The organism is Bradyrhizobium sp. P5_C11_2, from assembly GCF_054049755.1.
Map to the genome: position 1 here is coordinate 1 of NZ_JBFULT010000083.1, position 17,970 is coordinate 17,970.

Genomic DNA, 17,970 nt, shown 5'->3' on the forward strand with positions numbered 1-17,970 from the left:
TGGATGACGTCCGCCGAAAGTCGGAACGGTGCGTTCGCACCGCGGCAATTTGTTGCTGATTTCATCTCCACTCTTGCATCGCTGCAACACTTTTCGCGCGATCGAAGATGAATCGCGACGTCGCGTGCGTTCATCGCTTGTATTTCACACCGCACCGGCTCAAGATCGTTCTTCGAAAGTAAATTTCCGGACGCAGACCGGCTGAGGGGCGGGGCTAATGGACGAGCTGATCGGGCGGCTGGCGACAAACGCCAGCATAGATAGTGCTGTCGCTGARAAGACCGTCGGCATTATCCTGGGCTTCCTCCGCAGCGAGGGTCCTTCCGACAGCGTCCAGGCCCTCATCGACCAGATTCCAGGTGCAGAAGCGGCGATCGAGGCGTCCACGAGCGGCGGCGGACTGTCGCGGCTGATGGGCGGCGGCCTGATGGCCGTCGGCACGCGCCTGATGGGCCTGGGACTCGGCATGTCCGACATTCAGAACGTCGCCCGTGAACTTTTTCGCTTCGGCCGAGACAAAATCGGAGCGGATCGAATGGGCAAGATCATCGCGGGGACGCCGGGCCTCGGCCAGTTCGCCTGAAGCGCGCATTTCATACCGAGTATCATGACATATCCGATCTCCGAGATTGAGGGCCTGTCCGCCTTTGCCGCTGGCAAACTGAAGGCACAGGGCATTCGCACCACCGATGCGTTGCTCGAGGCGGCCTCAACCGTGAAGGGCCGCAAGGCGCTCTCCGCCAAGACCGGCATCAGCGAGCAGCTGCTGCTGGAATGGGCCAACGTCTCCGACTACATGCGCATCCCCGGCATGGGCAGGGCCAAGGTCGGCCTGGTCCGCGCCGCCGGCGTCACCACCGTGCGCGAGCTCTCCTATCGGAATCCGGCAAGGCTCGCCCAGAGCATGCGGGAAGCCAACGAGAAGAAGAAGCTCGTCCGCATCCTGCCCTCGGAAAAGTCGGTCGGCGATATCATCGCCAAGGCCAAGAAGCTGCCGCCGAAGATCACGTATTAGGGCTGCTTCTCTCCACGTACGGATTGCCGCGCAAAATTCTCGGTGTCGTCCCGGCGAAGGCCGGGACCCATACCGCGGAATCTATCGATTGTAGGCGGTAGGCGTACCGAACGCCGAATCTTCGCCAAACTCCTCCCTGTGGTTATGGGTCCCGGCCTTCGCCGGGACGACGTTGGAGAGATAGCGCACCCCTGCTTCAACATCGTCATGCGAGCCCCTTCCCGTCTTGACTCCCCCTTCCCGACCGCGCAAAGCGAGCCGCATGAACGCCTCGCCCTCCCCATCCGTCGCATCGGCCGGCTCGGCCGGGCCCGACGTGCTGCGGACGCTGCTGGACCGGCCGCTTCCGGCGGTGATGGGCGTGCTCAACATCACCCCGGATTCATTTTCCGATGGCGGGCGGTTCATCGCACCCGACCAGGCGCTGGTGCAGGCGCGGGCGATGATCGAGGCCGGCGTCGACATCATCGACATCGGCGCCGAATCCACCCGGCCCTACACGGGTGCCCGGCCGGTCACGGTGGATGACGAGCTTGCCCGGCTGAAGCCGGTCCTGGCTGATGTGGTGGCGCTCGGCGTGCCGGTGTCGATCGACAGCATGAAGGCGGAGGTGGTCGCCTTCGCGCTCGACCAGGGCGCCATGATCGCCAACGACGTCTGGGGCCTGCAACGCGATGCCGGCATGGCGCCGCTGGTGGCCGCGAGAGGCGTCCCGGTCATCGTCATGCACAACCGCGACAGCGTCGATCCCGCCATCGACATCATCGCGGAGATGAAGGTGTTCTTTCAGCGCTCGCTGCAGATCGCCGCACAGGTCGGCATTGCGCGCGAAAAAATCGTGCTCGATCCCGGCATCGGCTTCGGCAAGACCGCCGAGCAGAGCATGATCGCGCTGGCGCGGCTGCGTGAATTCGACGTATTCGGCCTGCCAATCCTGGTCGGTGCCTCGCGAAAACGCTTCATCGCCTCGGTGTCGCCGTCGGAGCCGTCGGGCCGGCTCGCCGGCTCGATCGCCGCGCACCTCATCGCCGCACAGCGCGGCGCCAGGATCATCCGGACCCATGACGTCGCCGAGACCTTGCAGGCCTTGCGGGTGGCGCACGCAATCGAGAGCAAGCAATGACCGATACGATCTTCGTGACCGGCCTGTCGATTCATGCCCGCCACGGCGTGATGGATCACGAAACCGAAGTCGGCCAGCGTTTTGTCATTGACCTCGAACTCTATACCGACCTGTCGGAGCCTTCGCGCACCGACCGGCTCGCCGACACGGTGTCATACGCCGAAGTCGTGGCGACCACGACGGCGGCGTTCAAGAACACCAACTACAAGCTCTTGGAGCGCGCGGCCGGCGCGGTGGCCGACGCCATCCTGTCGCACTTCCCGCGCATCCGCGCGGTGAAGATCACCGTGCACAAGCCGCATGCGCCGATCGCGGCGATCTTCGACGACGTCGGCATCATGCTGACGCGCTCGCGGCATCCCTGATGGCGAGCGTCCTCATTGCGCTCGGCGGCAATGTCGGCGATGTCCGCGCGACGTTCGGGAAAGCGATCGCCCATATCTGCGGCATGGCGCAGGCCGCGCTGATCGCGCGCTCGTCGGACTATGCGACGCCGCCCTGGGGCGACGAGAACCAGGATCCCTTCATCAATGCCTGCGTCGAGATCGAGACCAGCCTCGACCCGCACGCGCTGCTGTTCGTGATGCAGAAGGTCGAGCAGAAATTCGGCCGCACGCGGACCAAGGAGCGGCGCTGGGGACCGCGCACGCTCGATCTCGACATGATCGCCTATGACGATGTGTCGTTCCAGAAGCCCGATTTGACGCTGCCGCATCCGCACCTGTTCGAGCGCGCCTTCGTGCTGGTGCCGCTGGCCGAGATCGCGCCCGACCGCGTCATCGGCGGCATCCGCGTTCGTGACGGGCTCGCCAGCGTCTCGACGCAAGGCATTGAGCGGCTTCCGGATACCGGTTAACCAAAAACAACCGTTTGCAGGGGCGGCCGGCCGTGGCAATTTCGCCTGCGAACGACAAGATTTTGGGAGCCCCTCGCCGCATGACCTCCGTGACCGACGACCTGCCGCTGGCGGCCGATTTTCCCAAGGCAACGGTCGACGACTGGCGCAAGCTGGTCGATGGCGTGCTCAAGGGCGCGCCGTTCGAGAAGCTGGTCGGCAAAACCTATGACGGGGTGAGGATCGACCCGCTCTATCCGCGCGCCAAGGGCGTCGCGCCGGTGGCGGGACGGCCAGCGGCAGCACCCTGGCAGGTCATGCAGCGGATCGACCATCCCGATGCGGCCGCCGCGAATGCGCAGGCGCTCGCCGATCTCGAGAATGGCGCAACGGGTCTTGCGCTGGTGTTCGCCGGCGGCAATGGCAGCCACGGCTTCGGCCTGGAACCGACGGCCGACGCGGTCGCGAAAATCTTGAAGGATATTCATCTCGATGCCGGTATCGGAATCGAGCTTCAGATCGGACCGCAATCGCGGATGGCGGCGATCCATGTCGCGGAATATGTGAAGAGCAACGGCATCGATCCCGCCGCCTGCGACATCCGCTTCGGGCTCGATCCGCTCGCAGCCGGCGCGGTGTGGGGCCACAGCCCTTATACCTGGGAGGAGATCGTTCCTGCCGTCACCGGCGGCATCAAGGGCCTCGCCGCGCTTGGCTTCAAGGGGCCGTTCGCGTCCGCCGACGGGCGCGTGATCCACGATGCCGGTGGATCGGAGGTGCAGGAGTTGGCCTTCGTGCTCGCCTGCGCCGTCGCCTATTTGCGCGCGATCGAAGGCGCCGGCGTTCCGCTGGAACAGGCGCAGGGCATGGTCTATGCGCGGCTTGCCGCGGATGCCGACCAGTTCCTCACGATGGCAAAGTTCCGCGCGCTGCGGCTCTTGTGGGCGCGTGTCGAAACGGCCTGCGGACTGACGCCAAAACCGCTGTTCATCGCCGCCGATACCGCCTGGCGCATGCTGACGCAGCGCGACCCTTACGTGAACATGCTGCGTGCGACCATCGCGACGTTTGCGGCGGGACTTGCCGGCGCCAATGCGATCACCGTGCTGCCGCACACGCTGGCGCTCGGACTGCCCGACCCGTTCGCGCGGCGCGTGGCGCGCAACACGCAAGCCCTGCTGCTGGAAGAGAGCAACCTCGCCAAGGTCAGCGATCCCGCGGCCGGCGCAGGCGGCATCGAGACGCTGACTTCGCAGCTGTGCGAGGCGGCCTGGGCGCTGTTCCAGGAGAGCGAGACAGCCGGCGGCGCCTTCGCCGCGCTTCAGCAGGGCGTGTTCCAGAGCAAGGTCGCGGCCACGCGAAAAGCGCGCGAGGCCAACATCGCAAAGCGCCGCGACGTGCTGACCGGTGCCAGCGAGTTTCCGAACCTGCAGGAGCGCGAGACGGCGGTGCTGAAGGCGACGCCGATTGCGCTCGCACCTTACGGCGAGCAGAAATACAAGTTCGACGCGCTGCTCCCGATCCGGCTTGCGGAACCGTTCGAGGCGCTCCGCGACAAATCGGACGCAACGTTGAAGGCGCGCGGCGCGCGGCCAAAGGTGTTTCTGGCCAATCTCGGCACGCCCGCCGACTTCACGGCGCGCGCGACCTTTGCAAAAAGCTTCTTCGAGGCCGGCGGCATCGAGGCCGTCGATAGCGAGGGCTTTGCCGATCCGGCGCCGCTCGCGGCCGCCTTCAAGGCCTCCGGCGCCGCGCTCGCCTGCCTTTGTTCCAGCGACAAGGTCTATGCGGACCGTGCCGAGGCCGCCGCCGGGGCCCTGCAAAAGGCCGGCGCGCGACATATCTATCTGGCAGGCCGCCCGACCAAGACTGAGGCGGCGCTGCGTGCAGCCGGCGTCACCGGCTTCGTCTTTGCCGGTGGCGATGCGCTTGCGACGCTGCAGGACGCCTATCGACGGATGGAGCAGCCATGACGGAAGCAGGCAAACCCGTTCTCACCGGCGGCTGCCAATGCGGCGCGGTCCGCTTTGCGGTCTCGGCGGCGCCGGCGAAGATCAGCATCTGTCATTGCCGGATGTGCCAGAAGGCGAGCGGTGCGCCGTTCGCCTCCTATGCCGATATCGAGAAGGGTGATTTCGCCTGGACCAAGGGCACGCCCTCTGCGTTCCGCTCCTCGTCCATCGCAATGCGCGATTTCTGCGCCGCCTGCGGCACGCCGCTGAGCTTCCGCCGCATCGACGGCCCGCGCATCGAGATCATGACCGGTGCGTTCGACCGGCCGGATCACGTGGTGCCGACTCGGCAATATGGAACAGAGTCGCGGCTTGGCTGGGTGGTCGGCATCGCCAATTTGCCGAGCCAGACCACGCAGCAGAATTACGGGCCGGAGAAGATGGCGACCATCGTCAGCCATCAGCATCCGGACCATGATTGAGGGCGACATGTCGAGGCCGCAACCGTGATAGGCTATGCCATGCTTCAGTCGCTCGGAGAAATACTGCTGGGCTTGATAGAGTGGAAGGCGAACGTCGGAAAGCTGTTCGCGCGGCTGCTGTGGAGCGGGACCGGTGCGATGACCAAGAGTCATTTCGACGACCCGGTCTACAAGAAGAATGTTCAGAAACTGATCGAACGAAACCGCAGGTTTGAGGAGTCGAGAGGCACAGCCAAAGTCAGTCAAGCAAAGGCGGCGAAGGAATGATCCAGCGCGCGGCGGAGACCTCTGGAATGCTGAGCCTCAGCGCGATCGCGACGGTAGTCGCGGCGCTGACCGGGACCATTTTCGGCGTCATCGTGAGCTTCCCGTTCTCGCTGATCGCCGTGATCATCTTTCCGATCCTGCTGATCGGCCTCGTGCTGGCAGCGATGCTGGCCGCGCCCGTCACGCTCGTGCTGTTTCCGCTGGCCTATCCGTTCCTGAGGGGCCGGCCGATGCTGGCGCAACTCGTGTTTCCGCTGATCGGCATCGCCGGCGGCGGCGCCATCATATGGCTCTGGCTTGCGCTGGGCGTATTGCCCTATGCACCGCATTCCTGGGAAGTTTTTTCTGCTATCGGCATGATATCTGGACTGGTCGCCGGAGCGTTCTTCGGGCGAGGATTGCACGCATGAGCCGTATACCGAACTTTGCAGATGTCGCCTTCGAGCGCACCGCCACCGCCGCGCCAACCGGCAGCGCCGAGCCGTGGCTGACGCCCGAGGGCATTCTGGTGAAGCCAGCCTATGGCGAGGCCGATCTCGCCGGGCTCGATTTCCTCGAGACCTATCCGGGCATCGCGCCCTATTTGCGCGGCCCCTACCCGACCATGTATGTCAACCAGCCCTGGACCGTCAGGCAATATGCCGGCTTCTCCACGGCGGAGGATTCCAACGCGTTCTACCGCCGCAACCTCGCGGCGGGCCAGAAGGGTCTTTCGGTCGCCTTCGACCTCGCCACCCACCGCGGCTATGACTCTGATCATCCGCGCGTCGGCGGCGACGTCGGCATGGCCGGCGTCGCGATCGATTCCATCTACGACATGCGCACGCTGTTTGCGGGCATCCCGCTCGACCAGATGAGCGTGTMCATGACCATGAACGGCGCGGTGCTGCCGATCCTGGCGCTGTTCGTCGCGGCCGCGGGCGAACAGGGCGTGCCGCCGGAGAAGCTCTCAGGGACCATTCAGAACGACATTCTGAAAGAGTTCATGGTGCGCAACACCTACATCTATCCGCCGGCGCCGTCGATGCGGATCATCTCCGACATCTTCGCCTACACCTCCACGAAGATGCCGAAATACAATTCGATCTCGATCTCCGGCTATCACATGCAGGAGGCCGGGGCGACGCAGGACCTCGAGCTCGCCTATACGCTGGCCGACGGCGTCGAATATTTGCGCGCCGGCCTTGCCGCAGGGCTCGACGTCGACCGCTTCGCGCCGCGGCTGTCGTTCTTCTGGGCGATCGGCATGAACTTCTTCATGGAAGTCGCCAAGATGCGCGCCGCGCGGCTGTTGTGGGCGAAGCTGCTCAAGCCGTTCAACCCGCAAGACCCGCGCTCGCTGTCGCTGCGCACGCATTGCCAGACCTCGGGCTGGTCGCTGACCGCGCAGGACGTCTTCAACAACGTGATGCGCACGACGGTGGAGGCGATGGCGGCAACGCAAGGCCACACCCAGTCGCTGCACACCAATGCGCTCGACGAGGCCTTGGCGCTGCCGACGGATTTTTCCGCGCGCATCGCCCGCAACACCCAGCTCTTCCTCCAGCAGGAGAGCGGCACCACCCGCATCATCGATCCCTGGGGCGGCTCGCACTACGTCGAGCGTCTCACGCGCGATCTCGCGGCGAAAGCCTGGGGCCACATCCAGGAGGTCGAGGAGCTCGGCGGCATGGCCAAGGCCATCGAGGCCGGCGTGCCCAAGCTGCGCATCGAGGAAGCCTCCGCCAAGACCCAGGCCCGCATTGATGCCGGCAAGCAGGCGGTGATCGGCGTCAACAAGTACAAGCCGACGGATGAAGCCCCGATCGACATCCTCAAGGTCGACAACACCAATGTCCGCCGGCTCCAGATCGACAAGCTGACGCGGCTGAAGTCCGAGCGCAACCAGAAGGACGTCGATGCCGCGCTCGCCGCACTGACGCGCTCGGCCGGCGAAGGCAACGGCAATCTGCTCGCGCTCGCCATCGACGCGGCACGAGCGAAGGCAACCGTCGGCGAGATTTCCGACGCGATGGAAAAGGTGTTCGGCCGGCACCGCGCCGAGATCAAGTCGATCACCGGCGTCTACAAGCGGGAGGCGTCCAGCATGGGTAACCGGGTCGAGAAGGTTCAGGCGCTGATCGACGCCTTCGAGGAGGCGGAGGGCCGCCGCCCGCGCATCCTGGTCGCCAAGATCGGCCAGGACGGCCACGACCGTGGCCAGAAGGTGATCGCCTCGGCGTTCGCCGATATCGGCTTCGACGTCGACATCGGGCCGCTGTTTGCCACCGCCGACGAGGCCGCGCGGCAGGCCGTCGAGAACGACGTCCACATCCTCGGCGTCTCCTCGCTCGCCGCCGCCCATCTCACCGCCGTGCCGGAATTGAAGGCCGCGCTGAAGAAGCAGGGCCGCGACGACATCATGATCATCGTCGGCGGCGTGGTGCCGCCGCAGGATTACGACGCGCTCTATGCCGCCGGCGCCGAAGCGATCTTCCCGCCGGGCACGGTGATCGCGGATGCGGCCGAGGAGCTGATCCGCAAGCTCAATGCCCGGCTCGGGCATAGCGAGGCGGCGGAGTAGATGATAGGCTGGCCGCGTGATCGGCCGGGCTGTGTCCATGACACGTGACGAAATCATCGCTGCGATACGCAAGAACGCGGATGCCATCAAAGGCAAGGGCGTGGCGAAGCTTGCGATTCTCGGCACGCGGGCGGGTGGAGATTATCGCCCGGACAGCGACATCGATGTCCTGGTCGAGGTCGAACCGAAGGCCTCTTTTTCGCTACTCAACCTGATCGATGTCGAGCAGATCATCGCGGACGCGACCGGCTTGCAGGCGCAGGCGACCGTCCGGCGCTCCGCCTCCCCCCACTCTGCGCAGCAGATCGCAGACTACATCCTCGAAATATTCTGACGCTCACGTAAGGAGCACYCCCCCTTGAAGTTGATGATCGGTTTGAGCGTCGCCATGGCGCTTAGCGCAGCATGCGTGATCCCCACCCTCGCCGCGGACGCAAAGCCCGACGCCATCGTCAAGACCAGGAGCATCGAAGCGCGAATCTTCCTCGACGACAAGATCAAGGTGGATGCCCCGCTGGCGGCGGATTGCCTCGCCGAGGGCAAAAAATGGCTCGACAAGAACGCAGCCGAGGCCGCCGCCTCACGCAAGGAGGACCCGCAGTTCTTCAAGGACGGCGGCTGGGATTTTGAGCGCAAATATTCGATACGCTCCGTGGTCGGCGACCGCTATGTCAGCCTCTTGCGCAACGATTACATGGACACCCACGGCGCCCATCCGAATTCGGACGTGAACACGATCCTCTGGGACAAGACCTCGAACAAGCGCATCTCGATCCGCCCGTTCTTCACCGAGACCGCCGATGGCGGCCCCACCATGAAGGCGATGGTGAAGGCCGTGATCGCCTCGCTCAAGACCGAAAAGAAGAAGCGCGATACCAGCGAGACCGCGACCGACGAATGGTTCAAAAGCGTGGAGCCTCGCCTGCTCAAGATCGGCGCGGTGACGCTCGCGCCCTCGAGCGAAGCCGGCAAGAGCTCCGGCCTCACCTTCCACTACCCGCCCTACGCGGTCGGCCCCTACGCCGAGGGCGAGTATGTCGCCTTCGTGCCGTGGGAGACGCTGAAGCCTTACCTGACCGCGGAAGGCATCCGCATCTTCGGCGGCGCGCGGCCAAAGGGCGACGCGGACGAGCCGTGAGCGATCGCTAGGATCGCGGATGGGCCCGCGCCAATGTCCGGGCAAGCGAATCCGTCCAATCGGGAATCCAGGACGCAAACAGAGCCTGCCAGCGATCGGCGTCCACAGGCTCGGTATCGAGGGCGACCGACCATTCGATGAGGGTGCGGTTACCCTCGATGATCGGGAGCAGATGCATGGTGCCCTGATAGCGCGTCGGTGCCGGCGTCCGGCTTCCGTCGTCTTGCGGATACGGCAACGCTTCGAGACCGGCATAGGTCAGGGTGTGCTGCTGGTCCGAGTGATCAACCAGACGCTGGCGGATCCAGTTTCCGAGATAGCAGAAGCGTCTGATGGCGCCGACTTCATCGCCGCGCTTGTCGTCTTCGATCACGCTCTCGCTCACGCCGTCGATATAAGCGGGATAGTTGTTGAAATCGCGGATCAGCGACCAGACTTGGTCCAGCGGGCGGTCCAGTACGGCGCTGTAATAGGCTTGGGTCATCGGTGGCTTGCCTTTGGCTTTCGTTACCCGCTCAGGTTGGCGAAGCGTGCGGGCAAATCCCACCCGATTTCCGGCTTCCATCAGATGGGCATGCAGTTTTCGCACAACATGGCGATCTCCTTGGTAGCGCTACCTTGCAGCCTCGCTGCAAAGCCGACTAGAATGCCGCCATTGACAAGAGCGCCCGGTGTCACGGGCGCCGCTGGGAGGCATTCATGTCCAAGATTACGCGCCGCAGCTTTGCGGCCTCGACCGCCGCTGTTGCCGCATCCGCCGCATTCGGCCTCACACCGGCACGCGCACAAGCCTATCCGGCACGGCCGGTCACCGTGATCGTGCCCTGGGGCGCCGGCGGCGGCACCGATGCGACCGCGCGCATTGTCGCAGCGCTGCTGGAAAAGGATCTCGGCCAGCCCTTCAACGTGGTCAACCGTACCGGCGGCTCCGGCGTGGTCGGCCATACCGCGATCGCGACCGCACAACCCGACGGCTACACCATCGGCATGCTCACCGTCGAAATCTCGATGATGCACTGGCAGGGCCTGACCGAGCTGACGCCGAGGAGCTACACCCCGCTCGCGCTGATGAACGAGGACCCGCCGGGCATCCAGGTGTCCTCCTCCTCGCCCTACAAGACGGTGAAGGACCTCGCCGAGGCGATCAAGGCCGCGCCGCCCGGCAAGTTCAAGGCTTCGGGCACCGGCCAGGGCGGCATCTGGCATCTGGCGCTGGTCGGCTGGATGCAGGCGATGGGCCTGCCCGCCAACCAGGTCGCCTGGGTGCCGTCGAACGGCGCGGCGCCTGCAATGCAGGATCTCGCCGCCGGCGGCCTCGATCTCACCACCTGCTCGGTGCCGGAGGCGCGCGCCATCATCGAGGCCGGCAAGGCCAGGAGCCTCGCGATCATGGCGCCTGCGCGCAACCCGATCTTCCCCGACGTGCCGACGCTGAAGGAGGCGATGGGCATCGCGTATGCGACCGGCGCCTGGCGCGGCATCGGCGCGCCGAAGAACCTGCCGCCGGAAATCGCAACCAAGCTGACCGCCGCGCTGAAGAAGGTCTACGACTCCGCCGAGTTCAAGGATTTTATGGGCAATCGCGGCTTCGGCACGGTGTGGGGCGATGCCGGCCACTTTGCCGGCTTCATGGACAAGGGCGATGCCCAGATGGGCGAAGCGATGAAGGCCGCCGGCCTGGCCAAGGCGTGACGTTTCACCTCTCCGCGCTCTTGTCCGCCGAAGCTTCAGCGAAGGCGGATGCGGGGAGAGGTCGAATTCGAGCTCCGCTCGAATTCGGGTGAGGGGGAGTCTCCGCAAGACCAACTCTCACCGTCCGCGCGGAGAGCCCCCCTCACCAAAGCCGATGCTACGCATCGGCGTTCTTCAACAACGGCGGCCGAAGGCCGCCTATGCCTCTCCCCGCGCGCGGGGAGAGGGAGTGCACCTGTTATAGGATTTCCACCATGCGTCTTCCCGACTCCGTCACGGGATCGTTTCTCGTCGTACTCGGCGCGGCGTCGGCCTATGGCGGCTGGCTGCTGCCGCCGGTGCCGGGGCAGCCGGTCGGCCCCAACGTGTTTCCGCTGGTGATCGGCACCGGGCTTGCCCTGTGCGGTCTCGCGATCGTGTTCGGCATCGGGCATTCCTTCGAGGAGGAGGAAGAGCTGATCCCGCTCGAGGATGGCCAGGCCGCAAGCCTGCCATCGCCGCAGGGCAAGCTCTACAGCCTGCGCGCCCTGCTACCGCCGGCGCTGCTGCTGTTCTACGTGGTCGCCGCCGACCGGCTCGGCTTCATCATCACCGCGGCGATCATGGTCTACGTCACTTCGACCGCGTTAGGGGCGAAGTGGAAGCTGGCGCTGCCGCTCGCGGCGCTGTCGCCCTTCGCCATCCACCTCATCTTCGGCAAGCTGCTGCGCGTGCCGCTTCCTGCCGGCCTGCTGCCGACGCCCTGGTGATCCATGCTCAAGACCCTGATTGAAGCCTTCGCGCTGATCTCCACCTGGGAGGTGATCATCGCGATGTTCGCTGCCTCCGTGTACGGCCTCGTCATCGGCTCGCTGCCGGGCCTGTCGGCGACGATGGCGACCGCCCTGCTCGTCCCCGTCACCTTCTACCTCTCCCCGATCGCGGCAATCGCGACCATCGTCGCGGCGTCCTCGATGGCGATCTTCTCCGGCGACATCCCCGGCGCGCTGTTGCGCATTCCCGGAACGCCGGCTTCCGCGGCCTATGCGGACGAGGCCTACGCCATGACGCGCAAGGGCCAGGCCGAGCTGGCGTTAGGCGCGGGCGTCTGGTTCTCCGCGGTCGGCGGCATCGCCGGCGTGCTGTCGCTGATGATCCTGGCGCCGCCGCTGGCCGAGGTCGCGCTGTCGTTCTCGACCTTCGAATATTTCTGGCTGGCGCTGCTCGGCCTGATGTGCGCAACGCTGGTGGCGCGCTCCTCGCCGGTGAAGGCGATCGCCGGCATGTTCCTCGGCCTGCTGGTCTCCTGCATCGGCATCGAAAATCCCGGCGGCGTGCCGCGCTTCACCTTCGGCCTCACCGATCTCTTTGGCGGCATCGAGCCGATCCCGGCGCTGGTCGGCGTGTTCGCGGTGGCGCAGGTGATGCGCGCGATGCTGACGCCCGAGCCGCCACCGCTGCCGCGGCGAAAATTCGGAAGCATCATGGCCGGCCAGTGGAAGCTGACCAAGAAGTATCATTGGCAGATGACGCGCGGGAACATCGTCGGCATCATCATCGGCGTGCTGCCCGGCGCCGGCGCCGACATGGCCGCCTGGGTCTCCTATGCGATGTCGAAGCGCTTCTCCAAGGAGCCGGAGAAATTCGGCACCGGCCATGTCGAGGGCCTGGTCGAGGCCGGCGCCAGCAACAATGCCAGCATCGCGTCGGGCTGGGTGCCCTCGTTGCTGTTCGGCATCCCCGGCGACACCATCGCCGCGATCGCGATCGGCGTGCTCTACATGAAGGGGCTCAATCCCGGCCCGACGCTGTTCACCGAGAAAGCGTCGAGCATGTACGCGATCTACCTGATGTTCATCATCGCGAACATTCTGATGATCCCGCTCGGCATCGCCATGATCCGGATCGCCGCCTACATCCTGCTGGCGCCGCGCTCCGCCATCATGCCGATCATCATGCTGTGCTGCGCGGTCGGCTCGTTCGCGATCGGCAACAACATGTTCGGCGTGGTCACCGTCGCCGCGTTCGGCGTGATCGGCTATGTCATGGAGGCGAACGGCTATCCCGTGGCCGCGATGGTGCTCGGTATCGTCATGGGCACCATGGTCGAGCAGGCCTTCGTCACCTCGCTGATCAAGTCCGACGGCAGCATCCTGCCGTTCTTCGAACGTCCCGTCGCCGCCATCCTCGCAGCCATGGCGATCGGCGCATTGCTGTGGCCGGTGATGGTGTGGGTCTGGCGCAAGGTGAAACCGGTGCAGGCGGTGGCAGCAACATCCCGGTGATAGCGGGCGGGCGGCCCTCGCCTGCCCCGCCGGGGCGTTGTAAAGCAGGGCATGACTGAGAAGAAGGCCTCGCTGGACATCAAATCCCTCGCCCGCGACTTGCGCGCCGGCAGTCGCGCGGCCCTCGCCCGGGCCATCACGCTGGTGGAGAGCCGGCGCGGCGACCACCAGGCGCTGGCGCGCGAGCTGGTGCAGATGCTGCTGCCCGACACCGGCAAGGCGGTGCGCGTCGGCATCACCGGATCGCCCGGCGTCGGAAAATCCACCACCATCGATGCGCTCGGGACCTATCTCATCGAACAGGGCCACAAGATCGCGGTGCTCGCGGTCGACCCGTCCTCGGCGCGCAGCGGCGGCTCGATCCTCGGCGACAAGACCCGGATGGCGCGGCTCTCGGCCTCCGACGACGCCTTCATCCGCCCCTCGCCGTCCTCGGGCACGCTCGGCGGCGTCGCCGCCAAGACGCGCGAGGCGATGCTGCTGTGCGAGGCGGCCGGCTTCGACGTCGTGCTGGTCGAGACCGTCGGCATCGGCCAGTCCGAGACCGCAGTCTGCGACATGACCGACTTCTTCCTGGCCTTGATGCTGCCGGGCGGCGGCGACGAACTCCAGGGCATCAAGAAGGGGCTGGTCGAGCTCGCCGACATGATCGCGATCAACAAGGCCGACGGCGACAATCTCAAGCGCGCCAACATCACCGCCGCCGACTATCGCGGCGCGCTGCATATCCTCACCCCCCGCTCCGAGCATTGGCATCCGCCGGTCGAGACCTATTCGGCGCTGACCGGCGACGGTATCGCAAAGCTCTGGCAAAAGATCCTCGATCACCGCAAGGCCATGAACGCGTCCGGCGATTTCGCCGCGCGCCGGCGCGAGCAGCAGGTGAAATGGATGTGGTCGATGCTGGAGCAGCGCATGCTGGCCCGGCTGCGCACCGAGGCTGCCGTGCGCGCCAAGGTGAAGAAGATCGAGGCCGAGGTGGCCGATGGCCGCGTCACGCCGGCGCTCGCCGCCGAGCACATCATGGAGTTGCTGCAATGAGCGGAAAACTCCGCATTCTCCTCACCGGTTTCGGCCCGTTTCCCGGCGCGCCCTATAATCCGACACAGCCGCTGGTCGCGCGACTGGCGCGGCTGCGCCGCCCGTCGCTCGACGATGTCGAACTCGCGACCCACATTTTCCCCGTCACCTATGCCGCGGTCGACCGGCAATTGCCGGAGGTGCTGGCCGCACAAACCCCGGATGCGCTGTTGATGTTCGGCCTCGCCGCACGCACGCCCTATCTGCGAATCGAGACCCGCGCGCGCAACGCCGTCACCATGCTCTGGCCCGACGCCGCCAATACCCGCTCGAGCAAGCGCGGCATCGCCGCCAATGCGGACGCGATGCTGTTCGGCCCGCATACCGCAAGGCTGTTGCGCGCCGCGCGCCTCACCGGCATCGACGCCCGCCCCTCGCGCGATGCCGGCGCCTATCTCTGCAACTATCTGAGCTGGCGCGCGATCGAGAACGTGAAGGCGGGCGGGCCGCAGCTGGCGGCGTTCATCCATATTCCCCTGCTCGCCCGTGGCGGCGCGATGCGGCGCAAGGGTGCGCCGCGGATCACGCTGGAGGAACTGGTGGATGCGGGGGAAGCGATGCTGATGGAGATGGTGCAGTTGGCGCGGAAGGCGCGGAACACGCCGGTCTCGTAGGGTGGATTAGCGTAGCGTAATCCACCTCATTGGCTTGAACGAGTTCCGTGCTCGCGGTGACATGGTGGGTTACGTCTGGCGGACTGCGCTTCGCGCAGCCGCAAGGCTAACCCACCCTACGGCCCCGTCCTTGCGGTAAACATTTAACCCTACCGCGAACAATCCCCACGCCACCGGCGGCCCTGCGCTACCTAACCATCGCGGACACGCCCCGCGTCCGCCGGAGGACGCGTCATGACCCTCAATCGCCGTCATCTCATCGGAGCCTCGGCCGCAGGCGTTGCCGGTGCGCTGGCCATGCCTGTCGACGCCGCGCGCGCTGCGCCGCTGACATCGCTGCTCGGCCGCGACGCCACGCAATACGGCGTGCGGCCCGGCAGCAGCGAGGACCAGACCCGTGCGCTCCAGCGCGCCATCGACGAGGCCGCGCGGGCGCAGATGCCGCTGGCGCTCCCGCCCGGCATCTACCGCACCGGGCTGCTGCGATTGCCGAATGGCGCGCAGCTGATCGGCGTGCGCGGCGCGACGAAACTGGTCTTCACCGGCGGAGCCTCGGCGATCCAGAGCGACGGCTCCGACGCGATCGGCCTCACCGGCATCACCTTCGACGGCGGCGGCATTCCGCTGCCGACGCGGCGCGGGCTGATCCACGTCCTCGGCGGACGCAACGTCCGCATCACCGATTGCGAGATCACGAGCTCGGGCGGCAGCGGCATCTGGCTCGAGCAGGTCTCCGGCGACATCTCCGGCAACATCTTCACCAATATCGCGGTGACGGCGGTGGTCTCGTTCGATGCGAGGGGGCTCAGCGTCGCGCGCAACAACATCATCGGCACCAACGACAACGGCATCGAGATCCTGCGCACCGCGATCGGCGACGACGGCACGCTGGTTGCCGACAACCGCATCGAGGACATCAAGGCCGGCCCCGGCGGCTCCGGGCAGTACGGCAATGCCATCAACGCGTTCCGCGCCGGCAATGTGATCGTGCGTGGCAATCGCATCAGGAATTGCGACTATTCCGCGGTGCGCGGCAACTCGGCCTCGAACATCCACATCACCGGCAACAGCGTCAGCGATGTGCGCGAGGTCGCGCTCTATTCCGAGTTCGCGTTCGAGGCCGCCGTGATCGCCAACAACATTGTGGACGGCGCCGCGGTCGGCGTCTCCGTCTGCAATTTCAACGAGGGCGGCCGCATCGCCGTGGTCCAGGGCAACATCATCCGCAATCTGATCCCGAAGCGGCCGATCGGCACCGCGCCCGACGACGATGCCGGCGTCGGCATCTACMTCGAGGCTGACAGCTCCGTGACCGGCAACGTGATCGAGAACGCGCCGTCCTACGGCATCGTCGCCGGCTGGGGCAAATATCTGCGCGACGTCGCGATCACGGGCAACGTGATCCGCAAGGCACTGGCCGGCATCGGCGTCTCCGTGGTGCCGGGCGCCGGCACTGCACTGGTCAACAACAACATGATCTCGGAAACCCCGCGCGGCGCCGTGGTCGGCCTCGATCACGCGCGCGCGGTGACGGCCGACCTGTCGGCGGACGGCGCCCAGCGCTTTGCGCAGGTGGTGGTCGGCGGGAATGCGGTGCGGCGGTAGGACACACTCAGTGTCCTGGACAAGCGAAGCGCAGATCCAGGCCCCCCGCGCGAGCGCTTTCGCTCGTCGCATAACCACAGGATGGGGTTATGTGGGTGGTACTGGCCGCATCGTCCTATCGAGAAACTCCGCGGTATGGGTCCTGGCCTTCGCCAGGACGACGGCGGAATGTTTGGCCGGCGCCAGAACCTCTGAAGCTAGAACTTATTCCGCAGCAGCGGGTACTTGGCCTGGAGGCCGTCGAGGCTGAAGGTGAATTCGACGACGCGGTCGGGGGCTGCGACGATTTCGGCGGCCGGCGGGGCGAACTGAGGCAGGAGCGCTGCCATCGCGGCAGGCGTGGTCAGCGGTGGCCTTACAGCAGGCGCGGTGGACGGTGCCATTGCAGCGGGCGCGGCGACCGGGGACCTCACGGCAGGGGCGGTTAGCGGCGCCCGCGCAGCGGGAGCCTTGAGCGGTGCGACAGCAGCAGGCGCAGTGAACAATGCCACCGCAGCAGGCCTCGCAAGCGGTGCGGTCGGGGCCAGCGGCGCGAGCGGGGCTTCGGTGACTTCGGCGAGCATATTTGGCTTGGGGTCGAGCGCGACCGGCACGGCGGTCTCGGGCGCGATATGCACGGCCTTTGGCTGCAACATCTTGGGCTGCACGGTCTGCGCATGCCCCCGGGGAGCCGTGCGCGACAAGGTGGCCGGCGACCAGCCGAACGCGGCCGTCACGCTCGCGGCGGCCGCGGCAACGTCCTCGCCGGTCGCGATGGCCCGCCAGGTCTGAACGGCGCGCTTGGCTTCCTGGATGTTTTCGAGGAACGCGAGTTCTGAGTGATAGCGGCGCCAGCGTCCGGTCTCGAACATTTCGGAGAGATGTTCCAGCCGTTGCTCGGCGAGAGCGCACCAGCGTGTCGCAATGTCGCGGCTGCAAGCCGCGGCGCCAAAAGGCGCGCTAAAGGATTCTTGGCGATGTGTCATGAACCAGCCCGTCAGGAGAAAATACGGACGCGGGACGCAACGCACACGAATCAATTTAGACGCGACATGAATATTTTGTGGAAAAGTTTTGACTTGTCCAGCAACGACCCGGCACTCGTCGTCAAACACCGTAGTCGCGCGGAGATTCAGCGGGTTTTCGAGTCAAGCTTCGCGCAAGCATGGCGCGCTTGCGGTGCGCCGGCCGGGCGTGGCGATCGGCGCAGCCGCGATCTCTCAACCAGAAGCTGATCTCGCGCGGCGCTTCAAGGAATCGGATGCCCGAAAAGAAAAGACCCGTCCGGGGGGACAACCGGACGGGTCGAGCCATATGGGCGCTTGGGGTGGATGGGCGCTCGCGCCTAATATGACTGATGG

At 66.0% G+C, this 17,970-nt stretch carries 20 protein-coding genes; 18 read left to right on the forward strand and 2 right to left on the reverse strand.

What is annotated here, in order from left to right; translation table 11 throughout:
• The first annotated feature begins 217 nt into the window (after positions 1-217).
• The 12 genes from ACXJL8_RS11445 (at position 218) to ACXJL8_RS11500 (ending at position 9,375) form a co-directional block, all read left to right on the forward strand.
• The gene (locus ACXJL8_RS11445) at positions 218-583 is read left to right on the forward strand and encodes a DUF2267 domain-containing protein (RefSeq protein WP_456619108.1); all 366 of its coding nucleotides are present in this window, start codon (positions 218-220) and stop codon (positions 581-583) included.
• Between the two features lie 24 nt (positions 584-607).
• Positions 608-1,015 carry a DUF4332 domain-containing protein gene (locus ACXJL8_RS11450; protein WP_456619109.1) on the forward strand — a complete coding sequence of 136 codons (408 nt, stop codon included), beginning with the start codon at positions 608-610 and terminating at the stop codon, positions 1,013-1,015.
• 262 nt (positions 1,016-1,277) lie between these two features.
• The gene (gene folP, locus ACXJL8_RS11455; protein WP_456685004.1) at positions 1,278-2,138 is read left to right on the forward strand and encodes a dihydropteroate synthase; all 861 of its coding nucleotides are present in this window, start codon (positions 1,278-1,280) and stop codon (positions 2,136-2,138) included.
• Positions 2,135-2,503: a dihydroneopterin aldolase gene (gene folB / locus ACXJL8_RS11460; RefSeq protein WP_027544155.1), complete on the forward strand. Its 369-nt coding sequence runs from the start codon at positions 2,135-2,137 to the stop codon at positions 2,501-2,503. Before folP ends, folB begins: the two co-directional genes overlap by 4 nt.
• Positions 2,503-2,994, forward strand: coding sequence for a 2-amino-4-hydroxy-6-hydroxymethyldihydropteridine diphosphokinase (gene folK / locus ACXJL8_RS11465; RefSeq protein ID WP_456619110.1), 492 nt, complete (start codon positions 2,503-2,505; stop codon positions 2,992-2,994). The genes folB and folK overlap by 1 nt, the downstream gene beginning before the upstream one ends.
• Before the next feature lie 80 nt (positions 2,995-3,074).
• Positions 3,075-4,946, forward strand: coding sequence for a methylmalonyl-CoA mutase family protein (locus ACXJL8_RS11470; RefSeq protein ID WP_456619111.1), 1,872 nt, complete (start codon positions 3,075-3,077; stop codon positions 4,944-4,946).
• Positions 4,943-5,407 carry a GFA family protein gene (locus tag ACXJL8_RS11475; protein ID WP_456619112.1) on the forward strand — a complete coding sequence of 155 codons (465 nt, stop codon included), beginning with the start codon at positions 4,943-4,945 and terminating at the stop codon, positions 5,405-5,407. The genes ACXJL8_RS11470 and ACXJL8_RS11475 overlap by 4 nt, the downstream gene beginning before the upstream one ends.
• 39 nt (positions 5,408-5,446) lie before the next feature.
• Complete coding sequence (locus ACXJL8_RS11480; protein ID WP_456619113.1) at positions 5,447-5,674, forward strand: hypothetical protein; 228 nt, start codon at positions 5,447-5,449, stop codon at positions 5,672-5,674.
• A 26-nt stretch (positions 5,675-5,700) separates the two neighbouring features.
• Positions 5,701-6,084, forward strand: a complete 384-nt coding sequence (locus ACXJL8_RS11485) for a hypothetical protein (RefSeq protein ID WP_456619114.1) — start codon at positions 5,701-5,703, stop codon at positions 6,082-6,084.
• Positions 6,081-8,237 carry a methylmalonyl-CoA mutase gene (scpA, locus tag ACXJL8_RS11490; RefSeq protein WP_456685005.1) on the forward strand — a complete coding sequence of 719 codons (2,157 nt, stop codon included), beginning with the start codon at positions 6,081-6,083 and terminating at the stop codon, positions 8,235-8,237. Before ACXJL8_RS11485 ends, scpA begins: the two co-directional genes overlap by 4 nt.
• Before the next feature lie 16 nt (positions 8,238-8,253).
• Entirely contained in the window at positions 8,254-8,571 is a 318-nt protein-coding gene (locus ACXJL8_RS11495; RefSeq protein WP_456619116.1) for a nucleotidyltransferase family protein, read from the forward strand.
• Positions 8,572-8,604: 33 nt separating this feature from the next.
• On the forward strand, positions 8,605-9,375 hold the full coding sequence (locus ACXJL8_RS11500) for an RsiV family protein (RefSeq protein WP_456619296.1): 771 nt from the start codon (positions 8,605-8,607) through the stop codon (positions 9,373-9,375).
• A 7-nt stretch (positions 9,376-9,382) separates the two neighbouring features.
• Here ACXJL8_RS11500 and ACXJL8_RS11505 read toward each other — a convergent pair whose 3' ends face one another.
• Positions 9,383-9,964 (reverse strand): SRPBCC family protein, encoded by a 582-nt coding sequence (locus ACXJL8_RS11505; RefSeq protein WP_456619117.1) that lies wholly within the window; start codon positions 9,962-9,964, stop codon positions 9,383-9,385.
• 110 nt (positions 9,965-10,074) lie between these two features.
• Here ACXJL8_RS11505 and ACXJL8_RS11510 point away from each other — a divergent pair, with 110 nt between their 5' ends.
• The 6 genes from ACXJL8_RS11510 (at position 10,075) to ACXJL8_RS11535 (ending at position 16,630) form a co-directional block, all read left to right on the forward strand.
• The gene (locus tag ACXJL8_RS11510; protein ID WP_456619118.1) at positions 10,075-11,067 is read left to right on the forward strand and encodes a tripartite tricarboxylate transporter substrate binding protein; all 993 of its coding nucleotides are present in this window, start codon (positions 10,075-10,077) and stop codon (positions 11,065-11,067) included.
• Positions 11,068-11,321: 254 nt separating this feature from the next.
• Positions 11,322-11,816 carry a tripartite tricarboxylate transporter TctB family protein gene (locus ACXJL8_RS11515; RefSeq protein WP_456619119.1) on the forward strand — a complete coding sequence of 165 codons (495 nt, stop codon included), beginning with the start codon at positions 11,322-11,324 and terminating at the stop codon, positions 11,814-11,816.
• 3 nt (positions 11,817-11,819) lie between these two features.
• A complete protein-coding gene (locus ACXJL8_RS11520; protein ID WP_456619120.1) occupies positions 11,820-13,331 on the forward strand; it encodes a tripartite tricarboxylate transporter permease in 1,512 nt (503 codons plus the stop codon).
• A gap of 51 nt (positions 13,332-13,382) precedes the next feature.
• Positions 13,383-14,372, forward strand: coding sequence for a methylmalonyl Co-A mutase-associated GTPase MeaB (gene meaB / locus ACXJL8_RS11525; RefSeq protein WP_456619121.1), 990 nt, complete (start codon positions 13,383-13,385; stop codon positions 14,370-14,372).
• Entirely contained in the window at positions 14,369-15,025 is a 657-nt protein-coding gene (locus ACXJL8_RS11530; protein ID WP_456619122.1) for a pyroglutamyl-peptidase I family protein, read from the forward strand. The genes meaB and ACXJL8_RS11530 overlap by 4 nt, the downstream gene beginning before the upstream one ends.
• Before the next feature lie 234 nt (positions 15,026-15,259).
• On the forward strand, positions 15,260-16,630 hold the full coding sequence (locus ACXJL8_RS11535) for a TIGR03808 family TAT-translocated repetitive protein (protein WP_456685006.1): 1,371 nt from the start codon (positions 15,260-15,262) through the stop codon (positions 16,628-16,630).
• A 197-nt stretch (positions 16,631-16,827) separates the two neighbouring features.
• On the opposite strand, the gene ACXJL8_RS11540 is transcribed toward ACXJL8_RS11535, so the two are convergent.
• Positions 16,828-17,595 (reverse strand): TIGR03809 family protein, encoded by a 768-nt coding sequence (locus ACXJL8_RS11540; protein WP_456619297.1) that lies wholly within the window; start codon positions 17,593-17,595, stop codon positions 16,828-16,830.
• Between the last annotated feature and the right edge of the window lie 375 nt (positions 17,596-17,970).